Origin of the sequence: Pseudomonas sp. PSB18 (assembly GCF_014596565.1) — a bacterium.
Classification (GTDB): domain Bacteria; phylum Pseudomonadota; class Gammaproteobacteria; order Pseudomonadales; family Pseudomonadaceae; genus Aquipseudomonas.
Genome location: NZ_NOIN01000002.1, coordinates 747,230 through 768,945 on the forward strand (window position 1 = coordinate 747,230; position 21,716 = coordinate 768,945).

At 60.3% G+C, this 21,716-nt stretch carries 24 protein-coding genes; 10 read left to right on the forward strand and 14 right to left on the reverse strand.

Annotated elements, in window-relative coordinates:
- Positions 1-54 precede the first annotated feature (54 nt).
- Positions 55-1,182 carry a cytochrome c oxidase subunit II gene (gene coxB, locus CGA22_RS07475; RefSeq protein WP_041020148.1) on the reverse strand — a complete coding sequence of 376 codons (1,128 nt, stop codon included), beginning with the start codon at positions 1,180-1,182 and terminating at the stop codon, positions 55-57.
- A gap of 373 nt (positions 1,183-1,555) precedes the next feature.
- Between coxB and CGA22_RS07480 the strand changes: the two genes are divergently transcribed.
- Positions 1,556-2,206: a hypothetical protein gene (locus CGA22_RS07480; protein WP_041020149.1), complete on the forward strand. Its 651-nt coding sequence runs from the start codon at positions 1,556-1,558 to the stop codon at positions 2,204-2,206.
- A gap of 141 nt (positions 2,207-2,347) precedes the next feature.
- Here the strand turns inward: CGA22_RS07480 and CGA22_RS07485 are convergent, their stop codons facing one another.
- From CGA22_RS07485 to CGA22_RS07500, 4 genes are all read right to left on the reverse strand, one after another.
- The gene (locus CGA22_RS07485) at positions 2,348-2,890 is read right to left on the reverse strand and encodes a hypothetical protein (protein ID WP_041020150.1); all 543 of its coding nucleotides are present in this window, start codon (positions 2,888-2,890) and stop codon (positions 2,348-2,350) included.
- Between the two features lie 234 nt (positions 2,891-3,124).
- A complete protein-coding gene (locus tag CGA22_RS07490) occupies positions 3,125-4,654 on the reverse strand; it encodes a SulP family inorganic anion transporter (protein ID WP_041020151.1) in 1,530 nt (509 codons plus the stop codon).
- Positions 4,655-4,747: 93 nt separating this feature from the next.
- Complete coding sequence (locus CGA22_RS07495) at positions 4,748-5,479, reverse strand: carbonic anhydrase (RefSeq protein WP_041020152.1); 732 nt, start codon at positions 5,477-5,479, stop codon at positions 4,748-4,750.
- Between the two features lie 195 nt (positions 5,480-5,674).
- On the reverse strand, positions 5,675-6,733 hold the full coding sequence (locus CGA22_RS07500; RefSeq protein WP_041020153.1) for a PA0069 family radical SAM protein: 1,059 nt from the start codon (positions 6,731-6,733) through the stop codon (positions 5,675-5,677).
- A gap of 195 nt (positions 6,734-6,928) precedes the next feature.
- Between CGA22_RS07500 and CGA22_RS07505 the strand changes: the two genes are divergently transcribed.
- Positions 6,929-7,609 carry a tyrosine-protein phosphatase gene (locus CGA22_RS07505; protein ID WP_041020154.1) on the forward strand — a complete coding sequence of 227 codons (681 nt, stop codon included), beginning with the start codon at positions 6,929-6,931 and terminating at the stop codon, positions 7,607-7,609.
- On the opposite strand, the gene CGA22_RS07510 is transcribed toward CGA22_RS07505, so the two are convergent.
- The 3 genes from CGA22_RS07510 to prlC form a co-directional block, all read right to left on the reverse strand.
- The gene (locus tag CGA22_RS07510) at positions 7,590-9,587 is read right to left on the reverse strand and encodes a M3 family metallopeptidase (RefSeq protein ID WP_041020155.1); all 1,998 of its coding nucleotides are present in this window, start codon (positions 9,585-9,587) and stop codon (positions 7,590-7,592) included. The genes CGA22_RS07505 and CGA22_RS07510 overlap by 20 nt on opposite strands.
- Positions 9,588-9,704: 117 nt before the next feature.
- Entirely contained in the window at positions 9,705-9,983 is a 279-nt protein-coding gene (locus CGA22_RS07515; RefSeq protein WP_041022242.1) for a YheV family putative zinc ribbon protein, read from the reverse strand.
- Entirely contained in the window at positions 9,980-12,031 is a 2,052-nt protein-coding gene (gene prlC, locus CGA22_RS07520; RefSeq protein ID WP_041022247.1) for an oligopeptidase A, read from the reverse strand. The genes CGA22_RS07515 and prlC overlap by 4 nt, the downstream gene beginning before the upstream one ends.
- Positions 12,032-12,130: 99 nt before the next feature.
- Here prlC and CGA22_RS07525 point away from each other — a divergent pair, with 99 nt between their 5' ends.
- Positions 12,131-12,676, forward strand: a complete 546-nt coding sequence (locus tag CGA22_RS07525; protein ID WP_041022243.1) for a gamma carbonic anhydrase family protein — start codon at positions 12,131-12,133, stop codon at positions 12,674-12,676.
- A gap of 68 nt (positions 12,677-12,744) precedes the next feature.
- Positions 12,745-13,395 carry an HAD family hydrolase gene (locus CGA22_RS07530; protein ID WP_041022244.1) on the forward strand — a complete coding sequence of 217 codons (651 nt, stop codon included), beginning with the start codon at positions 12,745-12,747 and terminating at the stop codon, positions 13,393-13,395.
- 116 nt (positions 13,396-13,511) lie between these two features.
- Here the strand turns inward: CGA22_RS07530 and CGA22_RS07535 are convergent, their stop codons facing one another.
- On the reverse strand, positions 13,512-14,588 hold the full coding sequence (locus CGA22_RS07535; RefSeq protein WP_041022245.1) for an aminopeptidase: 1,077 nt from the start codon (positions 14,586-14,588) through the stop codon (positions 13,512-13,514).
- Between the two features lie 60 nt (positions 14,589-14,648).
- Between CGA22_RS07535 and CGA22_RS07540 the strand changes: the two genes are divergently transcribed.
- Positions 14,649-15,062 (forward strand): hypothetical protein, encoded by a 414-nt coding sequence (locus CGA22_RS07540; RefSeq protein ID WP_175385346.1) that lies wholly within the window; start codon positions 14,649-14,651, stop codon positions 15,060-15,062.
- A 39-nt stretch (positions 15,063-15,101) separates the two neighbouring features.
- A complete protein-coding gene (locus CGA22_RS07545) occupies positions 15,102-15,527 on the forward strand; it encodes a lipoprotein (protein ID WP_041024231.1) in 426 nt (141 codons plus the stop codon).
- Here the strand turns inward: CGA22_RS07545 and CGA22_RS07550 are convergent.
- Both CGA22_RS07550 and CGA22_RS07555 read right to left on the reverse strand, forming a co-directional pair.
- Positions 15,524-15,757, reverse strand: coding sequence for a DUF1161 domain-containing protein (locus CGA22_RS07550; RefSeq protein WP_041024232.1), 234 nt, complete (start codon positions 15,755-15,757; stop codon positions 15,524-15,526). The genes CGA22_RS07545 and CGA22_RS07550 overlap by 4 nt on opposite strands.
- A gap of 128 nt (positions 15,758-15,885) precedes the next feature.
- Positions 15,886-16,317, reverse strand: a complete 432-nt coding sequence (locus CGA22_RS07555; protein ID WP_041024233.1) for an OsmC family protein — start codon at positions 16,315-16,317, stop codon at positions 15,886-15,888.
- A 231-nt stretch (positions 16,318-16,548) separates the two neighbouring features.
- On the opposite strand from CGA22_RS07555, the gene CGA22_RS07560 reads away from it, so the two are divergent.
- Positions 16,549-17,550 (forward strand): LLM class flavin-dependent oxidoreductase, encoded by a 1,002-nt coding sequence (locus CGA22_RS07560; protein WP_041024234.1) that lies wholly within the window; start codon positions 16,549-16,551, stop codon positions 17,548-17,550.
- Positions 17,551-17,603: 53 nt separating this feature from the next.
- Here the strand turns inward: CGA22_RS07560 and CGA22_RS07565 are convergent, their stop codons facing one another.
- Both CGA22_RS07565 and CGA22_RS07570 read right to left on the reverse strand, forming a co-directional pair.
- Positions 17,604-17,825: a DUF1161 domain-containing protein gene (locus CGA22_RS07565; RefSeq protein WP_041024235.1), complete on the reverse strand. Its 222-nt coding sequence runs from the start codon at positions 17,823-17,825 to the stop codon at positions 17,604-17,606.
- 115 nt (positions 17,826-17,940) lie between these two features.
- Positions 17,941-18,156, reverse strand: coding sequence for a dodecin (locus tag CGA22_RS07570; protein WP_041024236.1), 216 nt, complete (start codon positions 18,154-18,156; stop codon positions 17,941-17,943).
- 182 nt (positions 18,157-18,338) lie between these two features.
- On the opposite strand from CGA22_RS07570, the gene CGA22_RS07575 reads away from it, so the two are divergent.
- Complete coding sequence (locus tag CGA22_RS07575; RefSeq protein WP_024778479.1) at positions 18,339-18,665, forward strand: YqjD family protein; 327 nt, start codon at positions 18,339-18,341, stop codon at positions 18,663-18,665.
- Here the strand turns inward: CGA22_RS07575 and CGA22_RS07580 are convergent.
- Entirely contained in the window at positions 18,662-19,555 is an 894-nt protein-coding gene (locus CGA22_RS07580; protein WP_041024237.1) for a LysR family transcriptional regulator, read from the reverse strand. The two genes, CGA22_RS07575 and CGA22_RS07580, sit on opposite strands and share 4 nt — an antisense overlap.
- A 114-nt stretch (positions 19,556-19,669) precedes the next feature.
- Here CGA22_RS07580 and trpB point away from each other — a divergent pair, with 114 nt between their 5' ends.
- The gene (trpB, locus tag CGA22_RS07585) at positions 19,670-20,902 is read left to right on the forward strand and encodes a tryptophan synthase subunit beta (protein WP_041024238.1); all 1,233 of its coding nucleotides are present in this window, start codon (positions 19,670-19,672) and stop codon (positions 20,900-20,902) included.
- Positions 20,902-21,714: a tryptophan synthase subunit alpha gene (gene trpA, locus CGA22_RS07590; RefSeq protein WP_041024239.1), complete on the forward strand. Its 813-nt coding sequence runs from the start codon at positions 20,902-20,904 to the stop codon at positions 21,712-21,714. Before trpB ends, trpA begins: the two co-directional genes overlap by 1 nt.
- Positions 21,715-21,716 lie beyond the last annotated feature (2 nt).

Sequence of the window (21,716 nt, forward strand, 5' to 3'; positions counted from 1 at the left end):
GACGGCGCGGGGCGATGAGCCCCGACCGGTTGCGGGAACACACGTCAGGCCGGCTCATTTGCTTTCCGCCTGTTTGAGTTCCAGCACTTCTTTCGGCGTAACCATGTCGCCCTTGTTGTTGCCCCAGGCGTTACGTTCATAGGTCACGACGGCGGCGATATCGACTTCCGACAATTGCTTGCCGAACGCGGCCATGGCGGTCCCCGGTTTGCCGTGGAAGACCAGGCTCAGGTGATCGGCCTTCGGCCCGGTGGCAATCTTCGAGCCCTTGAGTGCCGGGAACATCGGCGGCAGGCCCTGGCCTTCGGCCTGGTGGCAGGCCACGCAGGTGGTGTGGTAGATCTTGTCACCACGTTCCTTGAGTTCTTCGAGGGTCCATTCCTTGCTGGTCAGCTCTTTGAGCTGCGCGGCTTCGGCCTTGCGTTCGCCCAGCCATTTTTCATAGTCGGGCTTGCTCTTGACCTCGACCACGATCGGCATGAAACCGTGGTCCTTGCCGCACAGCTCGGCACATTGGCCGCGATACAGGCCGGGCTTGTCGACCCGGGTCCAGGCTTCGTTGACGAAGCCGGGAATAGCGTCGCGCTTGACCGCGAAGGCCGGCACCCACCAGGAGTGGATCACGTCGGCGGAGGTCACCAGAAAGCGCACCTTGGCGTCGACCGGCAGCACCAGCGGCTTGTCGACTTCCAGCAGGTAATGTTCGCCCTTGGCGCTCTGGTTATGGATCTGTTCGGCGGGTGTCGCCAGGTTGCTGAAGAACTCGACGTCCTGGCCCAGGTATTTGTAGTGCCACTTCCATTGGTAGCCGGTGATCTGGATATCGATGTCCGACTCGCTGGAGTCGTACATCTTGATCAGGGTCGCGGTGGCGGGAATCGCCATGGCCACCAGGATCAGGAAGGGCACGATGGTCCAGAGGATCTCGACGCGGGTGTTCTCGTGGAAGTGGGCCGCGTTCTGGCCGGTCGAGCGGCGGTGCATCATCATCGACCAGAACATGGCACCGAAGACGATGAGGCCGATCACTACACAGATCCAGAAGATGGTCATGTGCAGGTCGAATACTGCATTGCTGATCTGTGTCGCTCCAGGCGCCATATTCACAGTCCAGGCCGCTTGTGCCTGGCTGAAAATCGAACACAACAGGAGGCCCATCCAAACATGTGGATGTCGCGTCATTGCGGGTTCCCCTTATCGTTCTTGTTATCCCGTAGGCATAAAGCCTGCGGCAAGGAGAGCGGCTACATCAGACTACGAACTCGAACCGCCATGCCTTGCTGCCGTACATCGGGTTCATCAGCTAACTCCATTCAGAACCGAGTATAGACAGCGACTGCAACCTCGCAACGCGATGGCGTAAATCGTTTGAAACAGACGGGACTTGCGCTGGAGGCCGCGAATGGAGAAGGATGCGAAACCAGATGATGGCAAACCGATATAACAGCGACGCATCAAGGAAGAGGCAGTTATGACAAATAGGTCTTAGGCGTGTTTATTCGCCAGCTAAGTTATGTCTTCCCTATTTCATTGCCTTTGTTTTCCTGGAGTTGTCATGAACACCGCCGCATTGCGCGAGCAGATCCAAAAAGCCCAACAACACGAAGCCGAGACCGGCCAATTGGCCCGTCAGTTGGAAGGCCAGTTACCGCACCTGCACCGGGCTATCCAATTGCCAGAGGCGAACGCCAACGACGTCCTGGCGCGGTTTGTCGCCGCCTACATCGATGAAGTACCTGACCTGCTGGATGCGGCCAACGAGGTCGCCAAGGAGGCGGGCATCGAGCCGCAAATCAAACCGGTGCTGAAAATCGCCGAGCAGTATTTCCTCCAGCCGCCAACGATCATGGCCGGCCATGTCGGGCTCGACAGCCTGTTGGACGAGGCCTACCTGGCGCATCGATTCGTCGAAGAGGTCAACGACCTGTACATCAAGCATTTCGGCCAGCCATTGATCCCCTTGGACATGACGGTCGCCAATCTGATTGCCCACCAGTTGATCGGCGAAGCCTTTGCCAACCAGCTCGACGAAGTGGTGCATCACGCCTTTGATGAGATGCTCAACGATGAGACGTTCGCCTTGGAGTCGGTAGAAACCTACCGCGAGAAACTCAGCAGCCCTCACACCGGCGCCGCCTGGAAGCGCTGGCCGTGCATGTCGCGGCGCCTGGGCGTGGGGTTGGAGCTGGATCAGCCGGCGGCTTGATCCAGAGCTGATTCTCACCAACCCCTGTGGGAGCGAGCCTGCTCGCGATAGCGGTCTATCAGCTGACTAAAATGTTGTCTGATGCACCGCTATCGCGAGCAGGCTCGCTCCCACATTCGTTCATAAGGATGCCCTTCGCTGTCAGGCCTTGAAGTCTTTCATCGAGGCAAAGGAATTCGCGATCTTCCGATAAATCAAGTGATCGTCCAGATCCGTATCGCCATCGCTGTCGGCGTCAGTGGCGTTGACGACCTCTCGATAAAGCCCTTTGTTGTAGCCGGTCACCGTCACGACTAGATCGGGGGCGGTCATGTCGGAATCTTTCTTGTAGAGGCCAATATCGACGTCAGGCAGTGCAGCGTTTTGGCTATTGCTGCCAAACGAAACCATGATGCACTTGTACAGCCGCCTCTCGTCCATGCTACTCAACGTGACCATGGCGCTGGCCAGGTCGGCGGCAAGGGTGTAGTAGGACGCGTCATCTTCATCGATGTCGTCATCGCCCTCGACATCGTCCACACCTTCGGCGGTTTCATAGAGGCCGGTGATGGAATTGGCATAGACCGTGACGACGAGATCGGGTTTGAGCCCAGGCTTATACCCATTGTTATAGCGAGAGATGATGGCTTCTGGAACACCATCTTCATTAGAGTCGTTGAACTCGTATACCAGTGCGTAGTTCATGGAATGCTCCATGGAGAGACCGGGAAAATACCTCCTCTACAAACTAAATCTCGCTCAACGGATGCGTCTACTGTCATAGCTGACAGGTGTACGTGGGTACACCCGGTCCCTAAGTACCAACAAAAACCCTGTGGGAGCGAGCCTGCTCGCGATCGCGGTGTATCAGCTAACGAAAATGTTGTCTGATGCACCGCGATCACGAGCAGGCTCGCTCCCACATTCGTTCATCAAGGGTCAGGATGCCGCAGCGCCCACCCCTGTCGTCGTGCGCAACCGTCCTTCCAACCGGCGCTTGAGCCCGCGGGATTCGATCAGTAGCTTCGATCCCTTGCTGGCGTTCGCCCGGCTCCATTCTTCCAACAACTCCAGGCACGAGTGGTCGATGTAGCTCAGGTTGTTGAGCGGCACATGCACCGTCACGCCCTCGGGGAGGGTGCCCAGCACCTGGGTCAGCGCCGGCACCTTGAGGAAGGTCGCCGCACCGACCAGGCGCAGTTCCATCTCACCTTCCTGGGGAAGATCCACCAGGCTGATTTTCAGTCGCGAGGCTTTCCAGGCCAGCTTCGCCAAGGTCAGGCCGAAACCGATCAGCACGCCGGTCAACAGGTCGGTGAAGATGATCGCCAACGCCGTCGCGGCATAGGTGAACATCGGCATCCGGCCATAACGGCCCAGGCCACGAAACGCCTTGAGGTCCACCAGTTTGAAGCCGGTGTAGACCAGCACACCCGCCAGGCTCGCCACCGGAATGCTTTGCAGCACGCTGGACAGCAGCAGGACAAAGAGCAGCAACCACAGGCCATGGAAAATCGTCGACATCCGCGTGGTGGCGCCGGCCTGGACGTTGGCCGAGCTGCGCACGATCACCCCGGTCATCGGCAAGGCTCCGAGCAGGCCGCAGAGCATGTTGCCGATACCTTGGGCGGACAGTTCCCGGTCGAAATCCGCACGCTCGCCGCTGTGCATCCGATCCACGGCGGCTGCCGACAGCAGGGTTTCGGCGCTGGCGATGAACGCGACCGTCAAGGCGGCGACCAGCAACATCGGATCAGCCAGGTTCAGCAGGTCCGCCGGGCGCAGCCAATCGATGGCTTCGGCGAGGTTGTCCGGCACTTCGACTCGCTTGACCTGCAAGGCCAGCAAGAGGCTGGCCACGGTGGCCAGGCCCACGCCGAGCAAGGCGCCGGGTATGAAGCGCAGGCCATGGGGGCGAAACTTTTCCCACAGCCACATCACCGCAATCGTCGACAGGCCCAGCAGGCCGGCCTGCCAGCCGAACGACGGCAACGCCTGGGCGACTGCGCCGGGGAACGCCGCCAGGTTATCCAGCCCTGACGGCTTGGGCGCCGCGTCGAGCATTACATGGACCTGGGACAGCACGATCAGCACACCGATACCCGCCAGCATGCCGTAGACCACGGCCGGCGCGGTGACCCGGAACCAGCAGCCCAGGCGAAAACGCCCGGCCAGCAATTGCAGGAACCCGGCCAGCAACAGGATCGGCCCGAGCATGCCGACGCCATGTTGGCGCACCAGTTCGAAAACCAGTACCGCCAACCCGGCGGCCGGCCCGCTGACTTGCAACTTCGAACCGGCGAAAAAGCCCACGATCAGACCACCGACGATACCGGTGATCAGGCCCTTGGCGGGCGGCAGGCCGGACGCAATGGCAATGCCCATGCACAAGGGCAGCGCCACCAGAAACACAACCACCGAAGCCAGCAGCTCCCGTGGCAGAACAGCTTTTAATTGAGCAGCACGCATGGCGACTCTCCCGAAGATTCTTCAGGCATGGCAAGGCCCGGCCGCTCGAAGAGCAGACAGGACTTGACCACGCTAGGATTTATTTAGGAGCGATTAGAAGCGCGCTTTGGGCGTCGCGACCGGGATCGGATGGCTGCCATCGAGCGGCAGGAAACGCCCCTGGTCCGCATCGAAGGCTTTGATCTCGCTGGTCTCGATGTTGTACACCCAGCCATGGATGAACAACTGACCGCTGGCCATGCGCGAGGCCACCGAAGGGTGCGTTCGCAAATGCTGCAACTGCGCGATCACGTTTTCTTCGGTGAGGATGGGCATGGTCTGTTTTTCGTCGCCGCACGGGCAGTTGTCGTGAACCATGGTCTTGGCTACTTCGGCGTGGCGCAGCCAGGCTTTGACCGTGGGCATTCTTTCCAGGGTCTCGGGGTTGAGCACCGCGCGCATGGCGCCGCAATCGGAATGACCGCACACAATGATGTGCTGCACCCCTAGGGCCAGTACGGCGTATTCGATGGCGGTGGAGACGCCGCCGTTCATTTGTCCATAAGGCGGAACAACGTTGCCGACGTTGCGGGTCACGAACAGATCGCCTGGAGAGCTATGGGTAATCAGCTCGGGCACGATGCGCGAATCGGCGCAGGTGATAAACATCGCCCGGGGCGATTGGGCGGTGGCGAGTTTCTTGAAGAGTTCTTCCTGCTGCGGGAAGACTTCGTGATGGAAATGCAAAAAGCCGTCAACAATATGCTGCAGCGCTGCATCGGCGGTTTCCGCCTCGGGTTGGGCTGAAGCCGACGCAGCCAACGGCTGTTTATCCTTGTCACTCATGATTCATCCTCATAACGCCAGTGGCTGGTTAAAAAACGTCCAGGTCAAAGGGTTCGACCCGTCAGTCACTCGATGAACAAGGTAGCGGTCGAAACTTAACTCAAACTGAATCGGAGGCTCTAGGACAATGATTACAGGCATGACCTAAAGTGCAGGTGCCATCCTGTCCAGCCTGTGCTGCTGGGGCAACTTTAATCAAATCAATGACATCTGTCGGCCCGGCGGACAAAAGGCCTCGCAGTCGAGATTGTAGCCTTGGCGCCGGTCGAGCCCCAAGCGCTTGATCGCCTTGGCAAAGCGCTGGGCCAGCAGATCGGCAAAGGGGCCTTCGCCGCGCATGCGTTTGCCGAACTGGCTGTCGTACAGCTCGCCACCACGGCTCTGGCGGACTAGGCTCAACACATGGGCGGCGCGCTGCGGATAGTGGGCCTGCAACCATTCTTCGAACAGCGGCGCGACCTCCAGCGGCAGACGCAACATGATGTAGGAGGCACTTTGGGCGCCGGCGGCATGGGCTTCGTTCAGCAGGCTTTCGATTTCGCTGTCGTTGATCATCGGAATCATCGGCGCGCACAACACCCCCACGGGAATGCCCGCTTCGCGCATCACCCTGATCGCTCGCAGCCGCGCCTTGGGCGCCGCCGCGCGGGGTTCGAGAATACGCTTGAGCTCATCGTCCAGGGTGGTGAGGCTGATCATCACCGCCACCAGTCGTTGCCGGGCGAGCTCGGTGAGCAGGTCCAGGTCCCGCAGAATCAGCGAGCCCTTGGTCACGATGGTCACCGGGTGGCGATAGCGCAGCAGCACTTCCAGGATCCTGCGGGTGATGCGCTGTTCGCGTTCGATGGGCTGGTAAGGATCGGTATTGGAGCCCAGGTTGATTGGCGCGCATTGATAGCCGCGCTTGGACAGCTGCTCCTCCAGCACATCGGCGGCGTTGCTCTTGGCAATCAATCGGGTTTCGAAATCCAGCCCTGGCGACATGTCCCAATACGCATGGCTTGGCCGGGCATAGCAGTAGATACAGCCATGTTCACAACCCCGGTAGGGGTTGATCGAGCGATCGAAAGGGATATCCGGCGAGGTATTGCGGGTGATGATGGTCTTCGCCGTTTCGAAGCGCACTTCGGTGCCTTGGGTCAGTGGTACTTCCTGATACCAACCATCATCTTCGAGCACCGAGCGGCTCGGGGCGAAGCGGTTGTGCGGGTTGGCAGCGGTGCCACGACCGCGAGGCGGAAGAGAGGCCGACATGAGAAATACTCCAATGCTGTATGCACATACAGTATCTCTTGCATTCGAATTGGACCAGTGCCACTCGGCGCCTGGAGGGCGCTTGCACATTTGCGATGACAATTCACAACACTTTGACGTCCTTGTTACGGGTTTTTAACCGGGCCGAGCCGAAACTGCTCCACTTCGAACTCTCTTGTTTACGGTCATCCGTGCATGCTCAAGCTCCGCTCTTGTTCACTGTGTTGCCTGGCCTTGCTGATGGGGCTGGCTGGATCTTCCGTCCAGGCCGCCGATGTCGTACAGACGAGGCCCGCTGAATGGGCCCAGCCTGTGGAAAAGGATTACAACCTTTACCAGATGTCACCCACCCTTTACCGCAGCTCCTTGCCGGATGGTGGAGCCTTGCCGCTGCTGACGAAGCTCAGGATCGGCACGGTCATCACCTTCCTGCCGGAGTCGGATGCACGCTGGCTCTCCAATCCCGGCATTGAGCAGGTGCAGTTGCCGTATCGCACCAACCATGTCGATGACAGCGACATCCTCCGAGCCTTGCGTGCCGTCCAGGCCGCCGAAGCCAAGGGGCCCGTGCTCATGCACTGTAAGCACGGCTCGGACCGCACCGGGCTGGTGGCGGCGATGTACAGGGTGGTCGTGCAGGGCTGGAGCAAAGAGGACGCGCTGAACGAAATGACCGAAGGCGGCTTCGGTGACAGCCATCACTTCAAGGATGGGGTTCGTTACATGATGCAGGCCGATGTGGAAAAACTCCGTGTTGCATTGGCGAACGGCGAATGCAGCACCAGCGTGTTTGCCCTTTGCTCCTTGAAGAGCTGGGTCAATTCGACCACGACTGCCCATCACCTTGAGCCGCAGATCACCCTTCCCGAGCGCTGATCGATGATGTGCCTGAGAAGGCGGCGATGGAGACGGACAGCGGTCGCGAGTCGCCCGGCGCAAAAACGGTTTCACGCAGCGCACGACCGGTTGCCGGGTTGAACACCCCGTCGCGTTTGAATCGCTGGAACACGGTCAAGGCCAACTCCTTCGACCAGACGTAGGCGTAGAGCGTCGCCCCATAGCCGGTCACCAGGTAGTCCAGGCCATTGGGCCAGCGCTCGTTCGGCGACACAGGCAGATGCCCCACCTGTGCGCTGGCTTGGTCGAATACCTGCTGGACGGTCCGCCCGTCGCCATGAGTGCGGTGTAACTCCATGTCGAACAATGCGCTGCGCAACAGCTCTGCGGTTTCCCAACTGGTCTGGGTATGGGCGAAGGTCAACAGTTGAGTGGCAACCTCGTCAGGCATCTTTTCTCCGGTTTGGTAGTGCTTTGAGATCCGCACCAGGCATTGCCTGGAGAAGCACCACTGCTCTAACAGTATCCCGGCGAACTCGGCGGCATCGCGAGGCAGGCTATTGATGCCCGACAGATCGCGATAGTCGGCGCGGGTCAGGACATGCTGCAGACAATGGCCGAACTCATGGAAAAGGATTCGTAGCTGCAGATGATCGAGCAGGACCGGGTCTGGACCCTCGCTGCGCGGCAGCCAGCCATGCAGCGTGGCAATGGGATGCCGGGGGCGGCCCTCAGCAGTGATATGGCGGTTTCGCAAGGTGGTGGTATTGGGAAAACTGTCTCGGTTCGCATCCGAAAACGGATCGAAATAAATGTAGCCAATGACCGCGCCCCATTCGCTGACTTCGAACAACCGCACGTCCGGGTGCCAGGTCGCCGCATCCCGTCGTTCGACGAAGTCGACGCCGAACAACTCCGTCGCCATCCGCAATAGCTGGGCAAACGTGGGTTCCAATGCAAACCAGACACTCAGCGCTTCCTTGGAAACGCCTGCCGCTTGCTGGCGAAGTTGATTCACCAGGTAGGGGTAGTCCCAGGGCTGCAGGTCGCTGAGACCTTGCTGCGCGGCAAAGGCCTTGAGCTGGTCGGCGTCCCGCTTGAAATGGTGCTGCTGTCGTTCGAGCTGTGCCCGCAGGAACGTCATGACTTCTTCGGTAGAGGCGGCTTGCTCCGGCTCGATCGCCAACTGGGCAAAATTCGAATAGCCCAGGGAGGTGGCGTACTGATGACGGTCATCGAGTAATTGCCTGAGTATGTCGGCGTTGTCGAACTGACCCGCCTGGGGGCCTTGATCCGATGCGCGGGTGCTATAGGCCTCGTACATTTGCTGACGTAGGGCACGGTTGTCGGCGTAGCGAGTGACGATGCCAAACGATTCATCGTTAAGCGTCAGCAGCCATCCCGTGCGTCCGGCTTCCCGCGCCAGGCGGGCGATCTGTTGCTTGAACCGCGACGGCAGGCCGCTCAGTTGGGCTTCATCGTCAATCGCTTTGCGCCAGGCCTGGTTGGCCATTTGCAGGTTTTCCAGGAATAACCCCTGGACCTCGTTGATGCGCAACTTCAGCAGGCTCAGGCCGGCCGGCATGTTCTGGTGAAATTGGCGCAGGATTTTATTCAGGACCCGTGTACGAGTCGGTGCGAAATGCCTGGCGATCTGGCTGTCCGCCAAGCGCCGATAGAGCTCGAACAGCGTGGGGTGTTGTTTCAACGAAGCCTGGAAGTCATACAACCGTTCACTGCAATCCAGGGAGGCCTGCGCCCAGGCGTCCCCTTTCCGGGTCGTGGTCAGAAGGTGCAGCAGGTAACCGAAGCCTTCCAATCGTGTGTGGATTTCATCCATGGCCAACACGAGGTCGTCCCAGGTGGGAAAGGGCGTCTGGGTCTGGATGATGTGGGCCACCTGAGCGCTGCTTTCGGCAAGCAGTCGGTCGAGGGCGGGTAAGAAATGTTCGGCTTGAATCTGCGAAAAAGGCGGCAGGTCATACGCCTGCAGCAGCGGATTATCGTCGTGGGGCATGGAGGGCCTTCCTGTCTGTCTGGGCTGGGTGACCAGTCTGGGCAGGAAGGTATGAAGCCTGGCGGTATATATGTATCGCTCCCGGGCCGGGCGGCCCGGAAGGTGATGCCGGACATGTCAGTCGGTTTTTTTCTTCAACTTGGGGTTGGGAAAGAACTGCACCGCCTGGACCTTGGCGTCCGGCGCTTTAAGCGCCGACGTATTGACCCGGGTGCCCAGTTCCTTGGGCACCGACAGGCCTTGTTCATTGAGCGTGTCGGAATAACAGCAGGCGACGCACTCGCGATGCGGTACGCCGTCTTCGTTCCACATCATCAATTTGTCCGGCTCGCTGCACGCCGGGCAGACCGCCCCGGCGATAAAGCGTTTTTTCGTGATCACAGGCCCCTCGCTCATGCTGCCGCGTCCTCACTCAGGCCGCTATGGCGCAAGAGTGCGTCAATCGACGGCTCACGGCCACGGAAGTCGACGAACAGCACCATCGGTTCCTGGGAACCGCCACGGGCCAGGATCGCTTCGCGGAAAGCGCGACCGGTGTCGGCGTTGAGCACGCCGTCTTCTTCGAACTTCGAGAACGCATCGGCCGACAGCACTTCCGCCCACTTGTAGCTGTAGTAGCCCGCCGCATACCCACCGGCGAAAATGTGGGCAAAGCTGTTGGGGAAACGGTTGTAGGCCGGTGGGCGCATCACCGACACCTCGTCACGCACGCCTTCGAGCACTTGCAGCACGCTGCGACCGTCGCCATGGGTGGCGTGCAGCTCGAAGTCGAACAGCGAGAATTCCAGCTGGCGGACCATCATCAGGCCGGACTGGAAGTTTTTCGCCGCGAGCATCTTCTCCAGCAAATCCTGGGGCAGTGGTTCGCCGGTTTCGTAGTGGCCGGAGATCAGCGCCAGGCCTTCAGGCTCCCAGCACCAGTTTTCCATGAACTGGCTCGGCAGCTCCACGGCATCCCAGGCCACGCCGTTGATGCCGGATACGCCGGCGTGCTCGACGCGGGTCAGCAAGTGGTGCAGGCCATGGCCGAACTCGTGGAACAGTGTGGTGACTTCGTCGTGGGTCAGGAGGGCCGGTTTGCCACTGTCGGCCGGGGTGAAGTTGCACACCAGGTTGGCGACCGGGCTTTGCAGCACGCCATCGATCGTGCGACGACGGTCCCGGGCACCGTCCATCCAGGCGCCACCACGCTTGTTGGCGCGGGCATAGAGATCGAAGAAGAACCGCCCGACGTGCTGGCCGTTTTCCTTGATCTCGAACAGGCGCACGTCCGGGTGCCAGGCGTCGAAACCTTTCAGCTCGGCGATCTCGATGCCGTAAAGGCGTTGCACGATGGCGAACAGACCGCTCAGTACCTTGTCGATCGGGAAGTAGGCGCGCAGGGCTTCCTGGGCGACGCTGTAGCGCTGCTGGCGCAGTTTTTCACCGTAGAAACCGCTGTCCCAGCTTTGCAGGTCGGGGCAGCCTTGTTCGGCGGCGAAGGCTTTCAGTTGTTCCAGATCCTGGGCCGCGAACGGTTTGCTGCGCTTGGCCAGGTCACGCAGGAAGCTGAGGACCTGATCGCTGGACTCGGCCATCTTGGTCGCCAGGCTCAACTCGGCGAAATTGGCGAAACCCAGCAATTGGGCCAGTTCCTGGCGCAGGTCGAGGATCTGTTCCATCACCGGGCCGTTATCGTTCTGACCGGCATTCGGGCCCTGGTCCGAGGCGCGGGTGCAGTAGGCCGCGTAGACTTCTTCACGCAGGGCACGGTCTTCGGCGTAGGTCATCACCGCGTAGTAGCTGGGGAATTCCAGGTTGATCAGCCAGCCGTCCAGCTCTTTGGCCTGGGCGGCCGCGGCCATTTGCGCCTTGGCCGAATCGGTCAGGCCGGCGAGAGCGGCCTCGTCGGTGACGTGCTTGGTCCAGGCCTGGGTGGCGTCCAGCAGTTGGTTGGAGAACCGACTGCCCAGCTCGGACAACTTGCTCTGCACCTCGGCGTAGCGTTTCTGCTGCTCCGGCGGCAGGTCGATACCCGACAGACGGAAATCCCGCAGGGAATGTTCCAGGATGGTTTTTTGCGCCACGTCGAAACCGGCGGCCTCAGGGCTGCTCGCCAGGGCTTCGAAGGCCTGGAACAACTCACGGTTCTGGCCCAACTCGGTGGAGTAGGCGCTCAGGGCTGGCAGGCAGGCTTCATAGGCTTCACGCAATTCAGGGCTGTTGCGCACCGCGTTCAAGTGGCTCACCGGGCTCCAGGCGGCGCCCAGGCGATCGTTGAGCTCGTCCATCGCCAGCACCAGGCCGGCCCAGCTTGGCTGTTGGCCCTGGGTCTTGAGGATCTGCGCGATGGCGGCGCGGTTGTCAGCCAGGATCTGCTCGATGGCCGGTTGCACGTGCTCGGCACGGATCGCCGAGAATGGCGGCAGGTCATAGGGCTGTAAAAGAGGGTTGTTCACGCTCACGGTTGGCACCTTGGCTGGAAGAAACATCGGCCCATCTTAATTACAATCGACCTTCACCGCAGCTAGCAGCGACTATCAGTAGAAAAGAGAGAGCCTATCGTGACCCTTCGCACGTACCAGAATCACACCCCACGGCTTGCCCGGGGCGCTTTCGTCGACAGCACCGCGGTGGTGATCGGCGACGTTGAAATTGGCGAAGACAGCTCCGTCTGGCCACTGACGGTCATTCGCGGCGATATGCACCGCATCCGCATCGGCGCCCGTACCAGTGTCCAGGACGGCTGCGTGCTGCACATCACCCACGCCGGTCCTTTCAATCCCGAGGGCTTTCCACTGTTGATCGGCGACGACGTGACCATCGCCCACAAGGTCATGCTCCATGGCTGTGCCGTGGGCAGCCGGGTGCTGATCGGCATGGGCAGCATCGTCATGGATGGCGCGGTGGTCGAGGATGAGGTGATCATTGGTGCCGGCAGCCTCGTCCCGCCGGGTAAACGCCTGGAGAGTGGTTTCCTGTACGTGGGGAGCCCGGTGAAGCAAGCCCGGCCGCTGACAGACAAGGAGCGCGCCTTCTTCACCTACAGCGCGGCGAACTACGTGAAGCTCAAGGATTTGCATCTGGCCGAAGGTTATGACCAGCCCTGAAACATCTGTTGAATCCCCTCGCCACAGATGAACCTCTTGCTACTGATTCATTCACCCCGGGAGCTTTCATGCACTACCAAACCGTACTGTTCGACCTCGACGGTACCCTCACCGACCCACGTGAAGGCATCACCCGTTCGATCCAGTTCGCCTTGAGCCAACTGGGTATCGACGAGCCCGACCTCACCCGCCTCGAACATTTCATCGGCCCGCCGCTGCTGCAGGCCTTCATGCAGTTCTATGGCTTCGACGAAGCGAAGGCCTGGGAGGCGGTGAATTTCTACCGCGAGCGCTTCAAAGTCACCGGCCTGTACGAAAACCGCGTTTTCGAAGGGGTAATGCCGCTGCTGGAAACCCTGGGCGGCCAGGGCCGGCAGTTGTATATCGCCACCTCCAAGCCTTGGGTCTTCGCCCGGGAAATCGCCCGCCACTTCGATTTTGCGCGGCACTTCAAGGTGATCTACGGCAGCGAGCTGGACGGCACCCGCACTGACAAAGTCGAATTGATCGCCCACCTGCTGGCTGAAGAAGGCCTCGACCCGGCGAATACGCTGATGATCGGTGACCGTAAACATGACCTGATCGGCGCTCGCAGCAATGGCCTGGATGCAGCGGCGGTAGGGTATGGGTTTGGCAGCCGTGAGGAGCTCATGGCCGAGAGTCCGGCGTACCACTTCCAGACGGTGGATGAGCTGCATCAGGCATTTATGCGAGGGTAGTTCGATGGTCGTCGCGGGCAAGCCTTGCTCCCACAGAACCTACAGTTCTCTCATGCCGGATGGATTCTGTGGGAGCAAGGCTTGCCCGCGATGAGGCCGGCTCAATCACTGGATATCTATGATCCGGCTAACGCCTTCAACGCCGCCTTACGCTCATTCACCGGCAGCTTGCCCAACTTCTCCACTGCGGCATAAAACGCCACCCAGTCGCCCGACGCCTGTCGGAACAACGTCGCGAATGCCGGCACCCACTGGTCGTAGAGCCCGAACGGCAGCAACCGTGCATTGTTCAGCGGCGCATAGACCCAGGCGTCGTAACGTTTGTCGCCGGCCCACTGGCTGTCACGTAGCTGCGCATATTCGGCGCGCAGCCGTTCGAATGCCTGCGCTTTTTGCTGGCGCATCTGTTCGGTTGGCAGGGGCTGGGTATAGAGCTTTTCCAGTCGTTCACGGGTGTCGAGGATCAACTGGATGAACTGATCGCGCTGACGTGCCTGCTGGCCGTTGTCCGGCGCCAGCCCGCGACTGGCGCGCCACTGCCGGGTGCCTTCCTGCTCGACGAAGGTGGCGAAGGACTCGTTGAACTCGGTGTCGTCCTGTATGTAGAACCGCTGGTGCGCCAGCTCATGAAAGATCAGCGTCGCCAGGCGTTCGTCGCCCCAGTGCATCATCGAACTCAGGATCGGGTCGTTGAACCAGCCCAGCGTCGAATAAGCCTCCACCCCACCAATCGCCACATCCATGCCACGCAAACGTTGCAAGGCCGCTTCGCCACGGGCGGCACTCTGGCTGTAGAAGCCGCGATACGCCACGCAACCGGCGATGGGGAAGCAGTGGTTTTGTGGGGCCAGGGAAAATTCCGGCGTGGCGAAGACATTCCAGACTACGTAAGGCCGGCCAATGTCCGCATACAGGCGGTAACTTTTGTTGTCCGGCAGATGCAGGTGAGCGCTGGCGAAGGTTCGCGCCTCACGCGCCTTGGCCAGATGCTCCCGCAACCGGGCGTCGCGAGTGGGGTCGGCAATCACCTGGTCGACGGGCTCCCGGGCCTGCAACAGCCGCAGCTGTCCGCTGACGAGCTGGCCGTAGTAACCGACATTGGAACAACCGTTGAGTAACAAAAGCAGGAGGCCCGGAAACAAAAGCCTGAAAACACGGTCGAGTAACCGATGGCTGGAACGCGGCCTGATCAATTGGAATCACCTTGGGAAAAGTCTGCGCACAAGACTATCCCGCCTGCCCGGAGCTTCGCTATGCGCATGTTGATGCTGACGAGTGGCCTGTTGCTGCTGACCGGTTGTGCCAGCTTGCCCGACCCTGATCCTTCGCAAGCGTGGATCGATCTTGGCAATCATCAGGACACGGCGCTGCAAGCGCTGGAAGTCGATGACAAGACGTCCGTGGACAAACGTTATTTCGAAGTGCAGCCCGGCGCCCATGAGTTGACCGTGCGTTATCAATTTGCCGTCGAGCCCGGGAATATTGGCCCGGATGCCGAGCCGCTGTGGCGGGATTGTCGGTTGAATGTGAAATTCAAGGACTTCAACGCAGGCCAGCGTTACCAGTTGCAGGCCGGCAGCATCGGTTTCCGGCCATGGGCCAAGCTCTATGACCAGCAGCGCAAAGTGGTGGGCCAAGGTACGCCGGCGGGCTGCCAGCAGAGTTGATCGGCGCTATGCTCAATGCCCGACTTCAGGAAATCCATCATGCGCTTTCATATCCTGTTACTGGCCGTTGTCTCGGTGAGCGGGTGTGCATCAAGTCCGCTGCCCCCGGTCGATCCGAACATGGCCTGGGTCGATTTTGCGACCCCCATGCCGGGCGGCAAAATGCTCATGGCCGAGGGCCTGGATGGGCAACGTCTGCGGGATGGGCGGTTCTTCCAGGTTTCGCCGGGCAGCCATGAGCTGAAAGTGCGCTTCGACTTCGAGGTCATGAGTGGGGGTGGGTTGGGCATGCAGGCCGAACCGCAGGAGCGGTTGTGCTACATGATCGTGCGCTACGATCATTTCGAGGCCGGCCAGCGTTATCGTCTGGAAGCCCGCAACATGGCGTTTACCCCAAGCGCCCGGCTCTATAATGCCAAGCGTGAAATTGTCGCCGAGGAGCGGCAGGTCAACTGCGTTCCTTAATTGTCGTTCTTCTGGTAGATGATTTTCTTCGTACCGCCTTCGCAGGTGCCGACCACCATGTTCTGATCGCGGACTTCGTTCTCCATGACAATTTCCAGGGTGTAGGACGATACCTTGTTCGCCTGGATCTTCGCCTCGATTTCCGCTTTCAGTTCTTCACAGGATTTTGGCGCCGCCAGGGCTGACGTGGTCAAGGCGCAACCGATGATGACCAGGGCAAACCGTTTCATGCTCGAACTCCTCGCTGCAGCACGTACCGCTTGTACGTTGAAACTGCCTACTGCATTCGACCACACATTGCTCAACGGGTAACAGGGAAAGATCGCAGCCTTCAGCGGCTGCGATCCTGATGCGGGCGTCAGTTCACCAGCGTGGCATCCAGAGTGATCTTGGCGTTCAACACCTTGGAAACCGGGCAACCTTCCTTGGCCTTGTTGCTCAGCTCTTCAAACTGCTGCTGGCTGGCGCCGGGAATCTTCGCCTTGAGAATCAGCTTCACTGCCGTGATGGCAAAGCCGCCGTCGACCTGGTCGAGGGTCACTTCGGCATTGGTATCGATGCTGTCGGCCTTGAACCCGGCATCCCCCAGGATCATCGAAAACGCCATGGAGAAACAGCCAGCATGGGCTGCGCCGATCAGCTCTTCGGGGTTGGTGCCGCGGCCGCCCTCGAAACGGGCCTTGAAACCATAGGGTGCTTCACGCAGCACGCCGGTTTCCGTGGAGATGGAGCCGATGCCGGTTTTCAGGTCACCTTCCCAATGAGCCGATGCTTTCTTAATGATAGCCATGTCTGCCTCCTCAAGATCCGGCGCGCGGGTTGCGCCGGGTGTTTTTTGACTGCCAGGCTTGTGAGGATAGACCGCCTGACAAAGTTCACTTCATCGATTAGTCGACTAATTTAGTAGGAAAATTCGTTGCAGCTATTGAAACTCGGGTATATGCCCACATTGCAGGGAACACACCTACAGAAAACGGCAGGCTTTTGCCCGTAGGAAAAGCCCCGTTGGAGACGCCGGCCCATGAAACAGCTGTCCGAAGTGAAATTCTCAACCCTCGACCTCGTGCCTGTTCGCGAGGATGGCAATGCCGCCCGCTCCTTGCGTAACTCGCTGGATCTGGCGCAGCACGTGGAAAAATTCGGCTATACCCGTTTCTGGGTGGCCGAACACCACAACATGGATGGCATCGCCAGCTCCGCGACGGCGGTGTTGCTGAGTTATCTGGCGGGTGGTACTTCGACCATTCGTGTCGGCTCCGGCGGGGTGATGTTGCCCAACCATGCGCCTTTGATCATCGCCGAACAGTTCGGCACTCTGGAAAGCCTCTACCCTGGTCGGATCGATCTGGGACTGGGTCGTGCGCCCGGCTCCGATCAGATGACTGCCCGGGCCTTGCGTCGTGAGCGCTCCGGTAGTGCGGATGATTTCCCAGAGGATGTGGCCGAGCTGATGCGCTATCTCGGCCCGCGCACGCCCGATCAACGCATCATCGCCATGCCCGGCACCGGGACCAACGTGCCGGTGTGGTTGCTGGGCTCCAGCCTGTTCAGTGCGCAACTGGCCGGTGAGCGCGGGTTGCCCTACGCCTTTGCCTCCCATTTCGCACCGCGCTATATGCATGAGGCGATTCGCATCTACCGCAACCATTTCAAACCGTCGGCGGTACTCGACAAACCCTACGTGATGCTCGGCGTGCCGTTGGTGGCGGCGGATACCGATGAGCAGGCCGATTATCTGGCGACTTCGGTGTATCAGCGGATCCTTGCGCTGATGCGCGGCCAGAGCCTGGTGCAGCGTCCGCCCGTCGAAACCATGAACGGTCTCTGGTTGCCCCATGAGAAGGAAGCGGTGGGCGATTTCCTTGGCCTGGCGATGGTGGGTGGTCCGCAGAAGATCCGCGCCCGCCTCGAGGTGCTGATCGAGCAGACCCAGGCCGATGAGCTGATTTTCACCAGCGACCTGTATGAGCATGCCGACCGCTTGCGTTCATATGAATTGTTGGCGCAGGTCATGAAGGGCTGAATCGTGCCCATGAAAAAGCCGACGCATGCGTCGGCTTTGACATTCGAGCAGCATCAGCGTTTGTAGACGATTTCCTTCGTACCGCCCTCACAAGTACCGACGACTTTCGCATCACCCGCCGCACCTTTATCGACGATTTCCAGCGAATAACCTGAAACCTTCTTGGCATCGAGCTTCGCTGCGATTTCGCTTTTCAGCTCCTCGCAGGGCTTACCGGCGGCAAACACGGAACCCGCAAGGCTCAGCAAACCCACAGCAACCATCAACTTTTTCATCGCTCGCACTCCTTGGTCGGATCAATCAGGCTGGTATTAAACAGGAAGGATGCGCTCGCCGGATAGCGCATCGCCATTCCTATGGCACTCCGCCAGCGTGCAAGTTCCGAGCGCCTCAGCTATTTGCGATCCGGAACCCGACCTTCAGGGTTACCTGAAAGTGTGCGGCCCGACCGTTTTCGATATGCCCGCGGGTTTCCGTGACTTCGAACCATTCCAGGTGCTTGAGGCTTTTGCTGGCTTCGGCCAGGGCATTGTTGATGGCATCTTCGATGCTGGTGGGAGACGAGCCGACCAGCTCGACCTTTTTGTACGTGTGATGATCAGTCATGACGTTCTCCTGGGTTATCTCTAGCGCTTGGTTACCATCGCTTGGCTATCAAGAGCCTAGCAGCGATTTTTCGCCTTACGTGTGGTGCCGTTCACGCGCTGAAGTTCAGATTTACTGCACTTTCAGAAACGGTGGGAGTCCCAACTTTCACACGCACTCAACCACTGCAGGAGAGAGCCACCATGGCCAGCAATTCGTTACGCAAAGCCTCGTTGCAAAGCATGGAAGCGGAAATCGAGAATCTGCTCAAGTCGTTGGAAAGCCTGAAGGACGACGCTTCGGACGAGTCGCGCAAGACCCTCAAATCGCTCAAGGCAAACGCCGAAAATGCGTTGAAGCATTCCCGTCATCTGCTCAGCGATGCGTATGAAGAGGTCAAGGTGAAAACCCGCGAAACCGGGCTCGCCACACGCGATTACGCTCAAGAGCACCCGTGGACCACCGCCGGTGTCGCGGTCGGCGCCCTCGGTCTGTTGGCGGCTTATCTGCTGTGCAAGCGCGGTGATTAAGCCGGTTGGCTCAGCTCATGCCTGAGCCATTGAGCCAACTGCCGGGCGCGGCCGTCCGCGGCGCGCTTGGGTAGCCATAACGCCAGTCGCGCCGGGGTTTCATCGAAGCCCCATGGCGCGACGAGGCGTCCGGCGCGCACATCCTCGGCTACCAACGGTTCGGGAGCGATGGCCACGCCCAGCCCTGCCACAGCGGCCTCCAGCAAATAATACAGATGCTCGAAACCCTGGCCGAACTTCAATGCCTGGGGATCGAGGTTGTTCTGTCGTGCCCAGGTCGGCCAGGCTTGAGGGCGCGACGTGGTATGCAGCAACGCCTCACCCAGCAGCGCATCGACCGGGGCGCTGTTCAGATCGATGAAGCCGGCGTAACGCGGGCTCAAGACCGGGCCGATCCGCTCGCTGGCCAACTCATACACTTGCATGTCTGCCGGCCAGGGAGGCTCGGCAAAGACCAGCAAAGCGTCCAGCCCTGGACGTCTGGGGTCCAGATCGCCTTCGCCGGCGGAGAGGTGCAAGCGCAAGTCCGGCAGATCGGCATTGAGTCGGCCCAGGCGAGGAATGAACCAGCGCGCCAGCAGACTGCCCGAGCAGCCCAGCACAAACGGAGCATTCGCCGTGCTTTGGGTGAGTTCGGCGCAGACGGTGCGTAATCGCTCGAAAGCCTCGGTGCTGGCATCGCGCAGACGCAGGCCCGCATCTGTGAGTTTCAGGCCGCGTCCGTCCTTGCTGAACAGGCTGACGCCCAGATGCTCCTCCAGCGCCTTCAACTGTCGGCTGACGGCGCCGTGAGTCACGTGTAGCTGTTCGGCCGCCTGGCTTACGCTGTTCAAGCGGGCGGTGGCTTCGAAGGCGCGCAAGGCGTTAAGCGGAGGCAGATCGTGGCTCATGGTATCTGTGAGTTTTCCTGACAGGTTGCGGCGATCTTATCGGTTTTCAGAGCGGGATGTCAGGGGTAGAGTGACCTCATTGTCTTCTTTCGCATTTGCCTGGAGCGTTCTCCCATGACCCAGCCTACGACCCCTTTCAACCTGCGCAGCGGCCCCGACGCCAACGGCCTGTTCGGTGCGTTTGGCGGCCGCTATGTGGCCGAAACCCTCATGCCGTTGATCCTTGATCTGGCCCGCGAATACGAAGTGGCGAAGGAAGATCCTGCGTTCATCGAGGAACTGGCCTACTTCCAGCGGGACTACGTCGGTCGTCCGAGTCCGCTCTATTTCGCTGAGCGCCTGACCGAATACTGCGGCGGCGCGAAGATCTATCTCAAGCGCGAAGAGCTGAACCACACCGGCGCGCACAAGATCAACAACTGCATCGGCCAGATCCTGCTGGCGCGGCGCATGGGCAAAAAACGCATCATCGCCGAGACGGGCGCCGGCATGCATGGCGTGGCCACCGCCACCGTAGCTGCACGTTTCGGCCTGGATTGCGTGATCTACATGGGCACCACCGACATCGAGCGCCAACAGGCCAACGTGTTCCGCATGAAATTGCTCGGTGCCGAAGTGATCCCGGTGGTTGCCGGTACCGGGACCCTGAAGGACGCCATGAACGAAGCCCTGCGCGACTGGGTCACCAACGTCGACAGCACGTTCTACCTGATCGGCACCGTGGCCGGCCCGCACCCGTATCCGGCTATGGTTCGTGATTTCCAGGCGGTGATCGGTAAAGAAACCCGCGATCAACTGCAAGCGCAGGAAGGCCGCCTGCCGGACAGTCTGGTGGCATGCATCGGTGGTGGTTCCAACGCGATGGGCCTGTTCCACCCGTTCCTGGACGACAAGAGCGTCGACATCATCGGCGTCGAAGCGGCAGGCTATGGCATCGAAACCGGCAAGCACGCGGCGAGCCTGAACGGTGGCGTCCCCGGTGTATTGCACGGCAACCGCACTTTCCTGTTGCAGGACGATGACGGCCAGATCATTGATGCCCATTCGATTTCCGCAGGTCTCGACTATCCGGGTATCGGCCCGGAACACGCCTGGTTGCATGACATTGGTCGCGTCCAGTACACCTCGATCACCGATGCCGAAGCCTTGGACGCCTTCCACAAGTGCTGCCGCCTGGAAGGCATCATCCCTGCGCTGGAAAGCTCCCATGCCCTGGCTGAAGTGTTCAAGCGCGCACCAAACCTGCCCAAGGACCACCTGATGGTGGTCAACCTCTCCGGCCGTGGCGACAAAGACATGCAAACCGTGATGCACCACATGGAACAGTCCCAGCAGGAGAAACACTGATGAGCCGCCTGCAAACCCGCTTTGCCGAACTCAAGCAACAGAACCGCGCCGCCCTGGTGACCTTTGTTACCGCCGGCGACCCGAACTACGACACCTCTCTGGCAATCCTCAAGGGCCTGCCGGCGGCCGGTGCCGATGTGATCGAGCTGGGCATGCCGTTCACCGATCCGATGGCCGACGGCCCGGCGATCCAGTTGGCGAATATCCGCGCGCTGGGCGCTCAACAGAACCTGGCAAAAACCCTGCAGATGGTTCGTGAGTTCCGTAAGGACAACAGCGAGACGCCCCTGGTGCTGATGGGTTACTTCAACCCGATCCATCGTTATGGCGTGCAACGCTTTATTGGCGAGGCGCTGGATTCCGGCGTTGATGGCCTGATCGTGGTGGACATGCCGCCCGAGCACAACGGCGAACTGTGCGATCCGGCCCAGGCCGCGGGCCTGGATTTCATCCGCCTGACCACGCCGACCACCGATGATGTGCGGTTGCCGACCGTGCTCAATGGCAGTTCGGGCTTTGTGTACTACGTGTCGGTGGCGGGCGTCACCGGCGCCGGTGCCGCGACGCTGGAGCATGTGGAAGAAGCCGTGGCGCGTCTGCGTCGCCATACCGATCTACCGATCAGCATCGGTTTCGGCATCCGCACACCGGAGCAGGCCGCTGCCATTGCTCGGTTGGCCGATGGCGTGGTGGTCGGCTCGGCGTTGATCGACCATATCGCCAGCGCCGAGACATCGGAGCAGGCTGTCGACGGCGTGCTGAGCTTGTGCGCGGCCCTGGCTGATGGTGTGCGTAAGGCGCGCGTGAGCTGATT

What these genes read in the sequence shown, in the direction of transcription:
- coxB (WP_041020148.1), bottom strand. Translation starts at nt 1,182, where the DNA reads ATGACGCGACATCCACATGTTTGGATGGGCCTCCTGTTGTGTTCGATT.
- CGA22_RS07480 (WP_041020149.1), top strand. Translation starts at nt 1,556, where the DNA reads ATGAACACCGCCGCATTGCGCGAGCAGATCCAAAAAGCCCAACAACAC.
- CGA22_RS07485 (WP_041020150.1), bottom strand. Translation starts at nt 2,890, where the DNA reads ATGAACTACGCACTGGTATACGAGTTCAACGACTCTAATGAAGATGGT.
- CGA22_RS07490 (WP_041020151.1), bottom strand. Translation starts at nt 4,654, where the DNA reads ATGCGTGCTGCTCAATTAAAAGCTGTTCTGCCACGGGAGCTGCTGGCT.
- CGA22_RS07495 (WP_041020152.1), bottom strand. Translation starts at nt 5,479, where the DNA reads ATGAGTGACAAGGATAAACAGCCGTTGGCTGCGTCGGCTTCAGCCCAA.
- CGA22_RS07500 (WP_041020153.1), bottom strand. Translation starts at nt 6,733, where the DNA reads ATGTCGGCCTCTCTTCCGCCTCGCGGTCGTGGCACCGCTGCCAACCCG.
- CGA22_RS07505 (WP_041020154.1), top strand. Translation starts at nt 6,929, where the DNA reads ATGCTCAAGCTCCGCTCTTGTTCACTGTGTTGCCTGGCCTTGCTGATG.
- CGA22_RS07510 (WP_041020155.1), bottom strand. Translation starts at nt 9,587, where the DNA reads ATGCCCCACGACGATAATCCGCTGCTGCAGGCGTATGACCTGCCGCCT.
- CGA22_RS07515 (WP_041022242.1), bottom strand. Translation starts at nt 9,983, where the DNA reads ATGAGCGAGGGGCCTGTGATCACGAAAAAACGCTTTATCGCCGGGGCG.
- CGA22_RS07530 (WP_041022244.1), top strand. Translation starts at nt 12,745, where the DNA reads ATGCACTACCAAACCGTACTGTTCGACCTCGACGGTACCCTCACCGAC.
- CGA22_RS07540 (WP_175385346.1), top strand. Translation starts at nt 14,649, where the DNA reads ATGCGCATGTTGATGCTGACGAGTGGCCTGTTGCTGCTGACCGGTTGT.
- CGA22_RS07545 (WP_041024231.1), top strand. Translation starts at nt 15,102, where the DNA reads ATGCGCTTTCATATCCTGTTACTGGCCGTTGTCTCGGTGAGCGGGTGT.
- CGA22_RS07550 (WP_041024232.1), bottom strand. Translation starts at nt 15,757, where the DNA reads ATGAAACGGTTTGCCCTGGTCATCATCGGTTGCGCCTTGACCACGTCA.
- CGA22_RS07555 (WP_041024233.1), bottom strand. Translation starts at nt 16,317, where the DNA reads ATGGCTATCATTAAGAAAGCATCGGCTCATTGGGAAGGTGACCTGAAA.
- CGA22_RS07560 (WP_041024234.1), top strand. Translation starts at nt 16,549, where the DNA reads ATGAAACAGCTGTCCGAAGTGAAATTCTCAACCCTCGACCTCGTGCCT.
- CGA22_RS07565 (WP_041024235.1), bottom strand. Translation starts at nt 17,825, where the DNA reads ATGAAAAAGTTGATGGTTGCTGTGGGTTTGCTGAGCCTTGCGGGTTCC.
- CGA22_RS07570 (WP_041024236.1), bottom strand. Translation starts at nt 18,156, where the DNA reads ATGACTGATCATCACACGTACAAAAAGGTCGAGCTGGTCGGCTCGTCT.
- CGA22_RS07575 (WP_024778479.1), top strand. Translation starts at nt 18,339, where the DNA reads ATGGCCAGCAATTCGTTACGCAAAGCCTCGTTGCAAAGCATGGAAGCG.
- CGA22_RS07580 (WP_041024237.1), bottom strand. Translation starts at nt 19,555, where the DNA reads ATGAGCCACGATCTGCCTCCGCTTAACGCCTTGCGCGCCTTCGAAGCC.
- trpB (WP_041024238.1), top strand. Translation starts at nt 19,670, where the DNA reads ATGACCCAGCCTACGACCCCTTTCAACCTGCGCAGCGGCCCCGACGCC.
- trpA (WP_041024239.1), top strand. Translation starts at nt 20,902, where the DNA reads ATGAGCCGCCTGCAAACCCGCTTTGCCGAACTCAAGCAACAGAACCGC.